This is a genomic window from Bradyrhizobium sp. USDA 4502 (assembly GCF_054063355.1).
In genome coordinates this window covers 2,477,767-2,491,834 of record NZ_JBSSGF010000001.1, presented here as the reverse complement: position 1 = coordinate 2,491,834, position 14,068 = coordinate 2,477,767, and the positions used below count along the sequence as shown (strand labels likewise).

At 64.4% G+C, this 14,068-nt stretch carries 14 protein-coding genes and 2 pseudogenes; 4 read left to right on the top strand and 12 right to left on the bottom strand.

The annotated features are described in order from the left end of the window. Nucleotides 1-9: 9 nt before the first annotated feature. The 4 genes and pseudogenes from panB to ACVW1B_RS11195 all read right to left on the bottom strand — a co-directional run bounded on the left by panB (nucleotide 10) and on the right by ACVW1B_RS11195 (nucleotide 3,010). Nucleotides 10-831, bottom strand: a complete 822-nt coding sequence (panB, locus tag ACVW1B_RS11210; protein ID WP_456821607.1) for a 3-methyl-2-oxobutanoate hydroxymethyltransferase — start codon at nucleotides 829-831, stop codon at nucleotides 10-12. Between the two features lie 2 nt (nucleotides 832-833). Next, nucleotides 834-1,418, bottom strand: a complete 585-nt coding sequence (locus ACVW1B_RS11205) for an NnrU family protein (RefSeq protein ID WP_092088328.1) — start codon at nucleotides 1,416-1,418, stop codon at nucleotides 834-836. A 193-nt stretch (nucleotides 1,419-1,611) separates the two neighbouring features. After that, nucleotides 1,612-2,224, bottom strand: a pseudogene (locus tag ACVW1B_RS11200) (hypothetical protein). 99 nt (nucleotides 2,225-2,323) lie between these two features. Further along, on the bottom strand, nucleotides 2,324-3,010 hold the full coding sequence (locus ACVW1B_RS11195) for a TetR/AcrR family transcriptional regulator (protein WP_253608943.1): 687 nt from the start codon (nucleotides 3,008-3,010) through the stop codon (nucleotides 2,324-2,326). An 87-nt stretch (nucleotides 3,011-3,097) separates the two neighbouring features. On the opposite strand from ACVW1B_RS11195, the gene ACVW1B_RS11190 reads away from it, so the two are divergent. Next, entirely contained in the window at nucleotides 3,098-4,243 is a 1,146-nt protein-coding gene (locus ACVW1B_RS11190; protein WP_456821606.1) for an FAD-dependent oxidoreductase, read from the top strand. Nucleotides 4,244-4,306: 63 nt separating this feature from the next. Here ACVW1B_RS11190 and ACVW1B_RS11185 read toward each other — a convergent pair whose 3' ends face one another. After that, nucleotides 4,307-5,926 (bottom strand): peptide chain release factor 3, encoded by a 1,620-nt coding sequence (locus tag ACVW1B_RS11185; protein WP_028335130.1) that lies wholly within the window; start codon nucleotides 5,924-5,926, stop codon nucleotides 4,307-4,309. A 153-nt stretch (nucleotides 5,927-6,079) separates the two neighbouring features. Here ACVW1B_RS11185 and sugE point away from each other — a divergent pair, with 153 nt between their 5' ends. Continuing rightward, nucleotides 6,080-6,394, top strand: coding sequence for a quaternary ammonium compound efflux SMR transporter SugE (sugE, locus tag ACVW1B_RS11180; protein ID WP_016839884.1), 315 nt, complete (start codon nucleotides 6,080-6,082; stop codon nucleotides 6,392-6,394). 59 nt (nucleotides 6,395-6,453) lie between these two features. Here the strand turns inward: sugE and ACVW1B_RS11175 are convergent, their stop codons facing one another. The 7 genes and pseudogenes from ACVW1B_RS11175 to ACVW1B_RS11145 form a co-directional block, all read right to left on the bottom strand. Then, on the bottom strand, nucleotides 6,454-7,458 hold the full coding sequence (locus tag ACVW1B_RS11175; RefSeq protein ID WP_092088304.1) for an inorganic phosphate transporter: 1,005 nt from the start codon (nucleotides 7,456-7,458) through the stop codon (nucleotides 6,454-6,456). 13 nt (nucleotides 7,459-7,471) lie between these two features. Next, nucleotides 7,472-8,116 (bottom strand): DUF47 domain-containing protein, encoded by a 645-nt coding sequence (locus tag ACVW1B_RS11170; protein WP_057019846.1) that lies wholly within the window; start codon nucleotides 8,114-8,116, stop codon nucleotides 7,472-7,474. A 145-nt stretch (nucleotides 8,117-8,261) separates the two neighbouring features. Next, nucleotides 8,262-9,230, bottom strand: a complete 969-nt coding sequence (locus ACVW1B_RS11165; RefSeq protein ID WP_057019845.1) for a branched-chain amino acid ABC transporter permease — start codon at nucleotides 9,228-9,230, stop codon at nucleotides 8,262-8,264. A 1-nt stretch (nucleotide 9,231) separates the two neighbouring features. Further along, on the bottom strand, nucleotides 9,232-10,095 hold the full coding sequence (locus tag ACVW1B_RS11160) for a branched-chain amino acid ABC transporter permease (RefSeq protein ID WP_016839880.1): 864 nt from the start codon (nucleotides 10,093-10,095) through the stop codon (nucleotides 9,232-9,234). A gap of 64 nt (nucleotides 10,096-10,159) precedes the next feature. Further along, nucleotides 10,160-11,390: pseudogene (locus tag ACVW1B_RS11155) on the bottom strand (ABC transporter substrate-binding protein). A gap of 40 nt (nucleotides 11,391-11,430) precedes the next feature. Further along, entirely contained in the window at nucleotides 11,431-12,174 is a 744-nt protein-coding gene (locus tag ACVW1B_RS11150; protein WP_076831885.1) for an ABC transporter ATP-binding protein, read from the bottom strand. After that, a complete protein-coding gene (locus ACVW1B_RS11145; protein WP_016839877.1) occupies nucleotides 12,167-12,922 on the bottom strand; it encodes an ABC transporter ATP-binding protein in 756 nt (251 codons plus the stop codon). Before ACVW1B_RS11145 ends, ACVW1B_RS11150 begins: the two co-directional genes overlap by 8 nt. 339 nt (nucleotides 12,923-13,261) lie before the next feature. Here ACVW1B_RS11145 and ACVW1B_RS11140 point away from each other — a divergent pair, with 339 nt between their 5' ends. Next, a complete protein-coding gene (locus tag ACVW1B_RS11140; RefSeq protein ID WP_225159108.1) occupies nucleotides 13,262-13,423 on the top strand; it encodes a hypothetical protein in 162 nt (53 codons plus the stop codon). 3 nt (nucleotides 13,424-13,426) lie between these two features. Beyond that, on the top strand, nucleotides 13,427-14,044 hold the full coding sequence (locus tag ACVW1B_RS11135) for a hypothetical protein (protein WP_253608947.1): 618 nt from the start codon (nucleotides 13,427-13,429) through the stop codon (nucleotides 14,042-14,044). Nucleotides 14,045-14,068: the final 24 nt, after the last annotated feature.

The following is a 14,068-nucleotide window of genomic DNA, read 5'->3' as shown; positions in this document are numbered from 1 at the left end:
CGCGCCCCGTCAGCTCTTCTTCATGCCGTAGACGTGCTCCGGCCCCGGGAAGGCGCGGCTCTTCACGTCGCGCGCATAGCCCGCGATCGCCTCCTCGATCATTGGACCGAGATTGCCGTAGCGGCGCACGAATTTCGGCGCCCGCGGCGACAGGCCGAGCATGTCCTCCAGCACCAGCACCTGGCCGTCGCAGGCCGCGCTGGCGCCGATGCCGATGGTCGGCACCGCGATCGACTGCGTGATCTTGCGCGCCAGCGGCTCGGCGACCGCCTCGATCACGATCGAGAAGGCGCCGGCTTCCACGATCGCCCTGGCGTCGTTTTCAATCGGTGCCCAGTTCTCCTCCTCGCGGCCCTGCGCGCGGAACGAGCCGAGCGTGTTGATCGACTGCGGCGTCAGGCCGATATGGCCCATCACCGGAATGCCGCGCTCGGACAGGAACGCCACCGTCTCCGCCATCCGCGCGCCGCCCTCGAGCTTGACCGCGCCGCACAGCGTCTCCTTCATGATCCGCACCGCGGATTGAAACGCCTGCTCCTTCGAGCCCTCATAGGAGCCGAACGGCATATCCACCACGACGAGCGCAGCTTGCGAGCCGCGCATCACCGCGCGGCCCTGCAGGATCATCATGTCGAGCGTGACCGGCACCGTGGTCTCGAAGCCGTGCATGACGTTGCCGAGGGAATCGCCGACCAGGATGGCGTCGCAATGACGGTCGACCAGCGCCGCGGTGTGCGCATGATAGGACGTCAGCATCACGATCGGCTCGCCGTTCTTGCGGGCGCGGAGATCGGGCGCGGTCTTGCGCTTGATGGCGGATTGAACAGACATAGTCAGGCTCCCATGACAGGCACGCCGATCACGACCGGGTGGAACGCAAACGCCAGCGCCAGATAGACGATGACACCGACCGCGATCGCGATCAGGTCGTTGGTTGGGCCGCCCACCGGAATCGGCGGCGCGCCGGCATCCGTGCGGCGCTTCAGCGAGATGCGGTCATAGACCGCCCAGCCGAGAAACGAGCCGAACAGGATGATCGAGCCGAGGTCGCCGTTGGCGAGCAGATGCGCGAACGCCCACAGCTTCACGCCGGCGAGCATCGGATGCTTCAGCGTGGTGTAGATGCGGCCGCGGATATAGGAGGCGACGACGAGGATGACGGCGGGCAGCATCAGCGCCACCGTGATGTGCTTGAACGCTGTCGGCGGGGTCCAGACGTCGATCCATCCGCTCGCGCGATAATGCGCAAAGCCCCAGATGATCAGCACGAGCCCGGCCGCGGAGGCGAGCGAATAGGCGATCTTGTAGCCGCCCTCGCCCATCGCCTTGATCAGGCCGGCGCGCATCTCGCGCAGGCTTGACAGCACATGGACGCCGAGGAACAGCACGAGACCCAGGATCATGACGAGCAGTCCCACGATGTTCCTCCCCTGATCGAATTAATGCCTTCGCGTATCACCTTCGCCGGGCGGGTGGCAATGCGTCACGCCACGACTCCGTCATTCCGGGATGGCCCGCAGGGCCGGACCCGGAATCTCGAGGTTGCCGGGCGCGCAAGCCAATCCCGGGATTCCGGGTTCGCGCTTCCAGCGCGCCCCGGAATGACGTGTCTCACGGCTTGTTGGCCGATTTGGCCAGCTCCCGGTTGTCGACATAGCGGATCATGATCGGCCGGCCGGCCAGCGCGCCGCCCAATCCGCCGGTGAATTTCAGCGGCAGGCAGGCATCCAGCGAGGCGTTGATCGCGTTGAGGTAGGTGGTGCGGGTGTCGGCCGGGATGCCCCGCGTCGAAAACGTCAGGCGCGGCGCGCCGATCATCTCGCCCGATCGTTTGAAGCTGAATCGCACCGACATCTGCATGCCCGCGCGCGCGTCGTCCGGGCGGTGGCGGCGCCCAGCAGGCGCGCAGCGCGGCGAACAGATCGCCGATGGTATTGAGATCATGATCCGGCTTGCGGTACTTCTCGGCCTGATCCTGCGGTGGCACGGTCAGGATCGTGAGCTGGAGATTTTCGCCGTACGGATAATCCATCTCGGGCAGGCATGGCCCGTGGTTGAACACGCTGCAATAGGACGGGATGCAAGGCCCTTCGTCGAGCACGCTGCAAGGCGTGTGTGCGAAGGGCGCCGGGTTGGTTTGTTGCCGCTGCTGCGCAGAGGCCGCGCTCGCGAGCGCAAAGGCCGGCACGGCAAAAGCGAGGCAGATGGCGACGCGTCGGAGCATGCAGCCGGACCCGGATTGCACTCCGGAGAAAATGGGTCCGCGGCCGGACCGCATCAAGCGGGGCGGCGTTCAATTCCTCGCGCTTGTCAATACTAAAACCTAGGTTCGGCCGGTTCGTGTCCCCTTGATACCGGCGAGGATGAGATCGATGCCGGCGAGATAGTCGACACGGTCGTCGTGGTCCCGCATCGCGCCGGCCACGCTGCGTGCAAACGGGTAGTCGCTTGCGTCGAGCGCGGACCAGTCGGTCGCCACCGCATCCAGGAAGCTCGATCGGTCCAGGCCATGCGTCCGCGCGAACTGCGCGTTGGCTGCGTTCTGGCCACCGACGCCAAGGATGTAGTTCAGCAGGACCGAGACGATCGTCCACTGCGTGTCGGCAGCCACGCCAAGCGCGCGAACCTGCTGGCCGATGCACTCCAGAACGCGCACGGTCGGCAACTGCCCGGCGGCACGGATCAGCGCTGTCCCGACCCACGCATGCGCCTCCATTGCGTCGAACATGCCGAGCGCAAGGGCGCGAATGGTGGCCTTCGGCGATCCGCTGATCGCGTGCGCATCCACCATGCGCGCGACAATGGCGTCGCAGGCGGCGACCAGCAGATCACTCTTGTTGGCGATATGCCAGTAGATCGCGCCGGGACCGGTCGCGAGCCGTTCGGACAGGGCGCGGAACGTCAGACCGTCCTCGCCGCTTTCGTCCAGGAGTTCGATCGAAGCCTCGATGATGCGATCCCGCGAGAGCGAGTCCTCGCGTCGCTGGCTGCTGCGCGCCTTCTTGACCATGCCGCATCTTGACACGTCTGGAACGGCATTCCAAGTATATGGAACGACGTTCCATAACTCTCAGTCTCCGCGCCGGAAGGACTCCGCATGAAATCTCCCGTCACGATCGTCGGTGCCGGCCTCGGCGGCCTGACGCTTGCCCGCGTCCTCCACGTCCACGGGATCGCAACGATCGTCTACGAAGCGGAAGCCTCCGCAGAGGCACGAACGCAGGGCGGCATGCTCGATATCCATGAGCACAACGGCCAACGCGCGCTGAAGGCCGCAGGCCTCTTTGAGGAGTTCCGCGAGCTGATCCACCCCGGCGGCCAGGAAACCCGCGCGCTCGATACCCAAGGCAATGTCCTGCTGCATCATCCAGATGACGGCACGGGCGGGCGCCCCGAGGTACCCCGAGGCGAGCTACGTCGGATCCTGCTCAACTCGCTGCCCGAGGGCACGGTGCATTGGGGATCTAAGGTCACCGCGGCCACTCCGCTCGGCGGTGGAAGGCACCTATTGAGCTTTGCCGACGGCACGACGGTGACGACTGAGCTTCTGGTCGGCGCCGACGGTGCCTGGTCGCGCGTGCGATCGCTTCTCTCCGCAGACAAGCCGGCCTATGTCGGCACTTCGTTCATCGAGACATATCTGTTCGACGCCGATGTCCGTCACCGAGCGAGCGCGGAAGCGGTTGGCGGCGGCGCGATGTTCGCGCTGGCGCCGGGAAAGGGCATCGCCGCGCATCGTGAGCCGAACGGCGTGCTGCACACCTATGTGGCGCTGACCAAGCCTGAGGAATGGTTTGCCAACCTCGACTTCTCCAACCCTACGAGCGCCCTCGCCCGCGTCGCCGAGGAATTCGATGGCTGGGCCCGGGCGCTGACCGCGCTGATCACCGACGGCGAAACGGCGCCGGTGCTGCGCCTCATCCATGCGCTTCCGGTCGCGCATCAATGGGACCGCGTGCCCGGCGTCACGCTGCTCGGCGATACAGCGCATCTGATGGTTCCATCGGGCGAAGGCGCCAATCTCGCAATGCACGATGGCGCCGAACTAGCAGCGGCGATCGTCGCCAACCCCGGCAATGTCGAGGCCGCGCTCGCCGCCTATGAAGAGGAACTGTTTCCCCGCAGCGCGTCCGAAGCCGCTGATGCGGCGGAACTCCTCGAGTTGTGCTACGGCGCTAACGCGCCGCAGAGCTTGATCGACTTTTTGGGCAGTCACCTCCCCGCCGAGAACCGTAGCGAATGACGGAGAAGCCGCGGCGTACCGGGCCCCCCGCCTTCCCGGGGGACGACACAGGAGCAAGCGCCACTACGCCTTCTTCTTCACGTCCTTGACGTTGGAGAAGGTGATGCCCTCCGCGCGCTCCCGGGTGTAGCCGAGATAGAACTCGTTCTTGGCCATGAACACGGGATCGCCGTCGACGTCGTCGGCGATGCCGGAATTGTTGGCGGAGATGAAGGCGTCAAGCTGCTTGCGGTCGTCGGACGATATCCAGCGCGCCAGCGAGAATTCAGAGATCTCGAACTCGACCGGCAGCGAATATTCCGCATCGAGCCGCGCCTTCAGCACGTCGAGCTGCAGCGGGCCGACCACGCCGACCAGCGCGGGCGCGCCGTCGCGCGGGCGGAACACCTGCACGACGCCCTCCTCCGACATCTGCTGCAAGGCTTCCTTCAGCTTCTTCGCCTTCATCGCATCGGTCAGCCGAACGCGGCGGACGATTTCCGGCGCGAAGCTCGGCACGCCGACGAAGGTCAGATCCTCGCCCTCGGTCAGGGTGTCGCCGATCCTGAGCGTGCCGTGGTTCGGAATGCCGACGACGTCGCCGGCAAAGGCCTCGTCGGCGACCGAGCGGTCCTGCGCGAAAAAGAACTGCGGGCTCGACAGGCTCATGTTCTTGCCGGTGCGCACCAGCTTGGCCTTCATGCCGCGGCTGAGCTTGCCCGAGCACAGCCGGGCGAAGGCGATGCGGTCGCGGTGGTTCGGATCCATGTTGGCCTGGATCTTGAACACGAACGCGCTCATGCGCGGCTCCGATGCCTCGACCTTGCGCAAATCCGAGTCCTGCGCGCGCGGCGCTGGCGCGAACTTGCCGAGGCCTTCCAGCAAATCGCCGACGCCGAAATTGCGCAGCGCGCTGCCGAAATAGACCGGCGTCAGGTGGCCCTCGCGGAACGCCGCGAGCTCGAACGGCTTGCAGGCTTCCGACGCCAGCGCGAGCTCGTCCTTGACCTCGGCGACGTCGAGATTGGGGTTGCGCTTGCCGAGATCGGCGATATCGATCTGCTCCGTGGCGCCGGTCTTGGCGCCGCCGCCCTCGAGCAGCCGCACGCCGCCATTGACGACGTCATAGGTGCCGAGGAAGTCGCGGCCGCGGCCGACCGGCCAGGTCATCGGCGTGGTGTCGAGCGCCAGCGTCTTCTCGATCTCGTCCAGAAGCTCGAACGTGTCGCGGCTCTCGCGGTCCATCTTGTTAATGAAGGTGATGATCGGGATGTCACGCAGCCGGCACACCTCGAACAGCTTTCGCGTGCGCGCCTCGATGCCTTTCGCGGCGTCGATCACCATCACGGCGGAGTCGACCGCGGTCAGCGTGCGATAGGTATCTTCCGAAAAGTCCTCGTGGCCCGGCGTGTCCAAGAGATTGAACACGAGGTCGTTGAACTCGAAGGTCATCACCGAGGTGACGACCGAGATGCCGCGCTCGCGCTCGATCTTCATCCAGTCCGAGCGCGTGTTGCGCCGCTCGCCCTTGGCCTTGACCTGGCCCGCAAGGTTGATGGCGCCGCCGAACAGCAGCAGCTTTTCCGTCAGCGTGGTCTTGCCGGCGTCCGGGTGCGAGATGATCGCAAAGGTGCGCCGTCGCGCCACTTCCTCAGAAAGCGGCGAGCGGGACGGCGATTCGGCTGAAACTGAAATGTCGGACATGGCGGGGCATTTGGCAGGGAAAACGGGCGCAATCAAGGGCGTTTTGTCGCAATGCGGAACGCCCGCACCATCCCCATATAGGCACCGGAAGGACGACCTTCTCCTCACCATACCGTTCGCGGGGACGACCCTGCCTTATCTGGAGGGTTCGTGATGGCTTGGACCATTCTGTTCACCGCTGGCCTGCTCGAGATCGGCTGGGCGATCGGGCTGAAATATACCGAAGGTTTCTCGCGGCTGGTGCCGTCGGTGCTGACGCTGGCGGCGATGGCCGGCAGCGTCATCCTGCTCGGCCTCGCGCTCAAGACGCTGCCGATTGGAACCGCCTATGCGGTCTGGACCGGGATCGGCGCGGTCGGCACCGCGGCGCTCGGCATCATCCTGCTCGGCGAACCCGCGACCGCGATGCGGCTTGCCAGCATCGGACTGATCGTTGCCGGCATCGTCGGGCTGAAGCTGGTTGGCTGATTGCTCCTTTTTGAGACGCGTTTTCTTAACGCGAACCGGCTTCCACTTCGCTCAAAACGCTACTTCAGAATCTGCACCGCCCAATAGCTCGCGGCTGCGACCGCGGCCGACGCCGGGATCGTGATCACCCAGGCGTAGACGATCGAGCTCGCCACATTCCAGCGCACGGCGGAGAGCCGCCGTGCGGCGCCGACGCCGACGATGGCGCCGGTGATGGTGTGCGTGGTCGATACGGGAACCCCGAGATAGGTCGCCATGAACAGCGTCACGGCGCCGCCGGTTTCGGCGCAGAAACCCTGCATCGGCGTCAGCTTGGTGATCCGCAGCCCCATGGTGCGGACGATCCGCCAGCCCCCCATCAGGGTACCCAGCGCCATCGCGCCCTGGCAGGCCAGCACCACCCAGAACGGAATTTCGAAGGTGTCGCCGAGATGGCCCTGCGAATAGAGCAGCACGGCGATGATGCCCATGGTCTTTTGCGCGTCGTTGCCGCCATGGCCGAGCGAATAGAGCGACGCCGAGGCGAATTGCAGGATGCGGAATGCGCGATCGACCGCGAACGGCGTCGAGCGCACCGAGAGCCAGGACACGATCGCGACCAGCACCAGCGCCAGCAGGAAGCCGACCAGCGGCGACAGCACGATCGCGAGCAAGGTCTTGGAGAGCCCGCTCCACACCGCCGCCGAAATCCCCGCCTTCGCCATGCCGGCGCCGACCAGGCCGCCGATCAGCGCGTGCGAGCTCGACGACGGAATGCCCAGCGCCCAGGTGATCACGTTCCAGACGATCGCGCCGACCAATGCTGCGAAGATCACGGTCGCATCCACCACCGACGGCTCGATGATCCCGGTGCCGATCGTGTTGGCAACGTGCAGGCCGAACACCAGGAACGCGACGAAGTTGAAGAACGCCGCCCAGAACACCGCATACTGCGGCCGCAGCACGCGGGTCGAGACGATGGTCGCGATCGAGTTCGCGGCATCGTGCAGGCCGTTCAGGAAATCGAACAGCAGCGCGACCGCGATCAGGATGGTCAGAATTGGAAGACCCAGCGTGGCGTCCACGTGATGCCCCGCTCTACACTTGCTCGATCACGATCGAGTTGATCTCGTTGGCGACGTCGTCGAAACGGTCGGCCACTTTCTCGAGATGGTCGTAGATCTCCGCGCCGACGATGTAGTCCATCGTGTTGGCGTCGCGGTGCTTCAGGAACAGCTCCTTGAGCCCGATATCCTGGAGATCGTCGACCCGGCCCTCGAGCTTGGTCAGTTCCTCGGTGATCTGGGTCAGCATCGAGACGTTGTGGCCGATCGACTGCAACAGGGGCAGCGCGCGGCCGACCAGATTGGCGCATTCGACGATCAGGCCGCCCATCTCGCGCATCGGCGGCTCGAACTCGCGCACCTCGAACAGCATGACCGCCTTTGCGGTCGCCTGCATCTGGTCGACCGCGTCGTCCATCGAGGTGATCAGGTTCTTGATATCGCCACGATCGAACGGGGTGATGAAGGTGCGGCGAACCGCGGTCAGGACCTCGCGGGTGACGCTATCGGCGTCGTTCTCGAACTGATTGACGCGCTGGCAAAAGACCGGAGTCTCCTCCCCGCCCTTCAGCATGTCCTGCAACGCCAATGCGCATTGCACGGAGGTCCGGGCGTGTCGGGCGAACAGGTCGAAAAACCGCTCTTCCTTGGGCAGGAAGGCGCGAAACCAGCGCAGCATGTCTCAGTTCCATCATTCCGGGACAGCCCTTTTAGCGACTGTCACAGAACTGTCATAGAGCATCTGGCGGGGAAAGCATCGGGATCGACCGCCCGAGCGGGCGGTCGTCCACCGCTATGTCGGCCGAAAGTCGCCGGGACCTGCCCTACAGCGACCGCCGCAACAAATGGGCCAGCTCACCGACCAGGCCACGCCGGAACAGCAGCACGCAGGCCACGAAGATCACGCCCTGGATCACCGTCACCCACTGGCCGAAACCGGCGAGATATTGCTGCATGGCGATGATCACGAAGGCGCCGACCACCGGGCCGAAGATGGTGCCGAGACCGCCGACCAGCGTCATCAGCACGATTTCACCGGACATCGACCAGTGCACGTCGGTGAGCGAGGCATTCTGCGCCACGAACACCTTCAGCGAGCCGGCAAAGCCCGCCAGCGTGCCCGACAGGATGAAGGCGAGCAGCTTGTACTGGTCGGTCTTGTAGCCAAGCGAAATCGCCCGCGGCTCGTTTTCGCGGATCGACTTCAGCACCTCGCCGAACGGCGAGTTGATGGTGCGGTAGATCAGCAGGAACCCGGCGAGGAAGCCGACCAGCACGACATAGTAAAGCACCAGCGGCTTCGAGAGATCGAAGATGCCGAGCAGGTGGCCTTGCGGAATGCCCTGGATGCCGTCTTCACCATGGGTGAACGGCGCCTGCAAATAGAGGAAGTAAAGCAGCTGCGACAGCGCCAGCGTGATCATCGAGAAATAGATGCCCTGCCGCTTGATCGAGATGTAGCCGGTGACCAGGCCGAGCAAGGCCGCGGCCGCGGTGCCGACCAGGATGCCGAGCTCCGGCGTCAGCCCCCACACCTTCAGCGCGTGGGCCGAGACGTAGCCGGCGGTGCCGAGGAACATCGCGTGGCCGAACGACAGCAGGCCGCCATAGCCGATCAGGAGGTTGAAGGCGCAGGCGAGCAGCGCGAAGCACAGCGCCTGCATGACGAAGAACGGATAGATCCCCGTCCACGGCACGATCGCCAGCAGCAGCGCCATCGCGGCGAATACGATCATCTCGTCGCGCATCGCGCGCGGCGTGATCGGAAGTGTATCGTCGGTCAATGCTGACATATCAAGCCGCCCGTCCCGTCAGTCCCGTTGGCTTCACCAGCAACACCACCACCATCAGGACAAACACCACGGTGTTGGAGGCCTCGGGATAAAAATACTTGGTCAGTCCCTCGATCACGCCGAGCGCGAATCCGGTGATGATCGAGCCCATGATCGAGCCCATGCCGCCGATCACGACCACCGCGAACACCACAATGATGAGATCGGCGCCCATCAGCGGACGGACCTGGTTGATCGGCGCCGACAGCACGCCGGCAAGCGCGGCAAGACCGACGCCGAGCCCGTAGGTCAGCGTGATCATGCGCGGCACGTTGATGCCGAACGCGCGCACCAGCGTCGGGTTCTCGGTCGCGGCGCGCAGGTAGGCGCCGAGCTGCGTCTTCTCGATCAGGAACCAGGTCGCAAGGCACACCACGAGCGAGAAGATGACGACCCAGCCACGATAGATCGGCAGGAACATGAAGCCGAGATTGACGCCGCCCTTGAGCTGATCGGGGATCGAGTAAGGCAGGCCCGAGGAGCCGAAATAGTTCTGGAACACGCCCTGCACGATCAGCGCGATGCCGAAGGTCAGCAGCAATCCGTAGAGATGATCGAGGCCGGTCAGCCATTGCAGCATGGTCCGCTCGAGGATCATGCCGAAGATGCCGACCACGACGGGTGCGATGATCAGCGCCCACCAGTAATTGATGCCGCCCAGGTTGAGCAGGAAATACGCCACGAAGGCGCCCATCATGTAGAGCGCGCCATGCGCGAAATTGATGATGTTGAGCATGCCGAAGATGACGGCGAGCCCCAGACTGAGCAGCGCGTAGAACGAGCCGTTGATCAGTCCCACCAGAAGCTGTGCGTAGAGAGCCTGCATCGAATGAGCTTTCGCTAGATAGATGAAGCCCGCCGGCCACGCGCATGGCCGGCGGGCATGATCGTCACTTCTTCAGAAGCGCGCAGGTGCTCTTGTCGAGCGGCGTGAAGGCCTGGTTGCCCGGCACGGTGCCGACCAGCTTGTAGAAGTCCCACGGTCCCTTGGACTCCGAGGGCTTCTTCACTTCGAACAGGTAGGCGTCGTGGGTGACGCGGCCGTTGGCCTCGACCTCGCCCTTGCCGAACAACGGATCGTCGGTCGGGATCGTCTTCATCTTCGCGACCACACTTGGCGCCGTCATGCGGATTGCCGCCGAGCGCTTCCAGCGCCTTGAAGTAATGCATGAGGCCCGCATAGACGCCGGCCTGCACCATGGTCGGCGGCGCGCTGTTCTTCATCCGCTCCGAGAAGCGCTTGGAGAAGGCGCGGGTCTTGTCGTTGAGGTCCCAGTAGAACGTCTCGGTGAAGTTGAGGCCCTGCGCGGTCTCGAGCCCGATCGCCTTGACGTCGGTGAGGAACAGCAGCAGCGCCGCGAGCTTCTGGCCGCCCTTGACGATGCCGAACTCGGCCGCCTGCTTGATCGAGTTGGTGGTGTCGCCGCCGGCATTGGCGAGACCGATGATCTTGGCCTTGGAGGCCTGCGCCTGCAGCAGGAAGGAGGAGAAGTCGGCGGTGTTGAGCGGATGCTTGACGCCGCCGACCACCTTGCCGCCATTGGCGGTGACGACGGACGTGGTGTCGCGCTCGAGCGCGGCGCCGAACGCGTAATCCGCGGTGAGGAAGAACCAGGTGTCCCCGCCCGCCTTCACCAGCGCCTGGCCGGTGGCGTGGGCGAGCATGTAGGTGTCGTAGGTCCAGTGCACGGTATTCGGCGAGCACTGCGCGTTGGTGAGATCCGAAGTCGCGGCGCCCGAATTGATGTAGACGCCGTTCTTTTCCTTCACGACGTTGTTGACCGCGAGCGCGACGCCGGAATTCGGCACGTCGACGATGGTGTCGACCTTGTCGACGTCGAACCACTGGCGGGCGATGGTGGTGCCGATATCGGGCTTGTTCTGGTGATCGCCGGAGATCAGGTCGATGGTCCAGCCCTTGGCCTTGAGGCCGGAGTCCTCGATCGCCATCTGCGCCGCCAGCGTCGAGCCGGGGCCGGCGAGATCGGCGTAGAGGCCGGACTGATCCGACAGCGCGCCGATCTTGACCGTCTTGTCGAGCTTTTCCTGGGCGGAGGCGACGCTTGCGGCGGACAGCACCATCGCGGTGCCGAGCAGGAGCGCCGAAATCTTGTTCTTCATGTCGTATTCCCTCGTCCTAAATTTTCTGGTTCTGGCGATATCAGACGCCGAGATAGGTATGGAGCTTGTCCATGTTGGCCGACAGCTCGGAATTCGCGAAGCCGTCGATCACCTTGCCGTGCTCGACAATGTAGTAGCGGTCCGCAACGGTCGAGGCGAAACGGAAATTCTGTTCGACCAACAGGATCGTGAAGCCCTGCGACTTCAGGCGCGCAATGGTGTGCCCGATCTGCTGGATGATGACCGGCGCCAACCCTTCGGTCGGCTCGTCCAGCATCAGGAAGCGCGCGCCGGTGCGCAGGATGCGCGCAATCGCCAGCATCTGCTGCTCGCCGCCCGAGAGCTTGGTGCCCTGGCTGGTGAGGCGCTCCTTCAGGTTGGGAAACAGCGTGAAGATCTGGTCGAGCGGCAGGCCGCCCGGCCGCACCACCGGCGGCAGCAGCAGGTTCTCGCGCACGTCGAGGCTGGCGAAAATGCCGCGCTCCTCGGGACAGAATGCGATGCCGAGCCGCGCGATCTTGTCCGAGGTAGCGCGGATGATTTCCTGATTGTCGAAGCGGATCGAGCCGGAGCGCTTGTTGATGACGCCCATCACCGACTTCAACGTGGTGGTCTTGCCGGCGCCGTTGCGGCCGAGCAGCGTCACCACCTCGCCGGCCTTCACGTTGAAATTGATGCCGTGAAGGATGTGGGATTCGCCGTACCAGGCCTGCAGATCCTTGACCGTCAGCACGTCGGCGCCGGCCGCAGCGACGGGCTTCTCCGCCAGTTTTGCCTCAGCCATGACCCGCTCCCAGATAGGCTTCCTTCACGCGCTCGTCCTTGGAGAGGTCGGCGTAGTTGCCCTCCGCCAGCACCTGCCCGCGCGTCAGCACGGTGATGATGTCGGAGAGGTTGGCCACCACCGAGAGGTTATGTTCGACCATCAGGATGGTGTATTTCGCGGAGATCCGCTTGATCAGCGCCGCGATCTTGTCGATGTCCTCGTGGCCCATGCCGGCCATCGGCTCGTCGAGCAGCATCATCTCGGGGTCGAGCGCGAGCGTCGTTGCAATTTCAAGTGCGCGCTTGCGGCCGTACGGCATCTCGACCGCCGGCGTATTGGCGAATTCGCTCAAGCCGACGTCGTTCAGCAGCTCGTGGGCGCGCGGATTGAAGCGGTCGAGCACGCTTTTCGAACGCCAGAAATCGAACGACGAACCGTGCTGCCGCTGCAGCGCCACGCGAACGTTCTCGAGCGCCGTCAAATGCGGAAATACCGCCGAAATCTGAAACGAGCGGACCAGCCCGAGGCGCGCCACGTCGGCCGGCGGCATCGCGGTGATGTCGTGGCCCTTGTAGCGAATCTGGCCTGCCGACGGCTTCAGGAATTTGGTCAGCAGATTGAAACAGGTCGTCTTGCCGGCGCCGTTCGGCCCGATCAACGCATGGATACTGCCCCGACGCACTTTCAACGCGACGTCGCGAACGGCGAAGAAACCCGCGAATTCCTTGGTCAATCCGCTGGTTTCGAGGATGAACTCATCGGCCAAATAGATTCCCCCATACGCCATCGCTGCGAAGCCCCTCGCCCGCGTGGCCAGCTTTTTTCGTGTCCGACAGGCGTCCGATCCGTCTTGGAAACCGTCCGGGGCCCGTCGCCTCCGGGCCGGAATATGCCGTCATCTGCGGCGGTTACGCAAGGTGGAAAGCTGTGCACTGCGGCATCCGCGTGACCGGTTCCGGTTGATCCTTAGTCGAATGGCATTTCGGCGCGCTTTGCGCCTCGGGAAAGCGGTCGTTAACGGTGTTTTGCTCCGGACTCCCGCTTTCATAGAATATTTGCGCCTCTCGCCGAAGCTCCGGCCATTGCATGATGAACGGCTAGAGCCTTGCATTTCGAGCGCGCCAATCCTTCAGTCGTCAAATCGATCCCGCAACGTGATTTCCTCGGCACGTGGCTGCGACTTTATGCCCGCAGCCAAACCATCCCGCAGATCGATGAACTTGTCCCTGGCCGCATCCCGTCCGGGGATGTGCCTGAATTCGGCTAGCCGATGCAATTCAGAAGTGCCGATCCATCGGTGGTCAAATCGATCACGCAGCGTGTGCTGCTGAACGCCTGGCTGCGCGCGCTGCGCATGCCGGACGCGCTTCCCCTGCTGTGCGACTTCCACACCGAGGGCACCGCCGACGAGCGCGCCGACATGATGGGCTTTGACGTGGTCGGCAGTGGCGAGGCGGCACGTTTCCTGATTACGCAGGAAGGCGCGAGGCTGACGACGGCCTATGGCAACGAGCACATCGAGCCGCCGCTGCGCACCAACCGCTTTCTTGACGATGCGATCGGACCCGAGCGCTATGCCGGCGTGATCCTGTCCTATCGTGCTTGCCTCGCGCGCAAGCGTCCGACCTATACGGTTGCGGAGGTCACGGACGCCGACGGCAAGGACGTGTCCTATGAGCGGCTGCTGCTGCCGTTCGGACGCGGCGACAGCGTCGAGCACATCATCGGCTCCTACAAGGCGATCAGCATCGACGGCCGCTTCCGGCTGCACAACCTGATGGGCGTGAAGGCGAAGTCGGCCCCGGTGGTCACGGAGCGGGCGGTGATCGACCGCAGGTTCGTGCCGGCAGATCGTCCGGCAAGCCAGGATTCGGTCGAGCTGATCTAGACGCGTCGCGTCACGCGAAGCGGT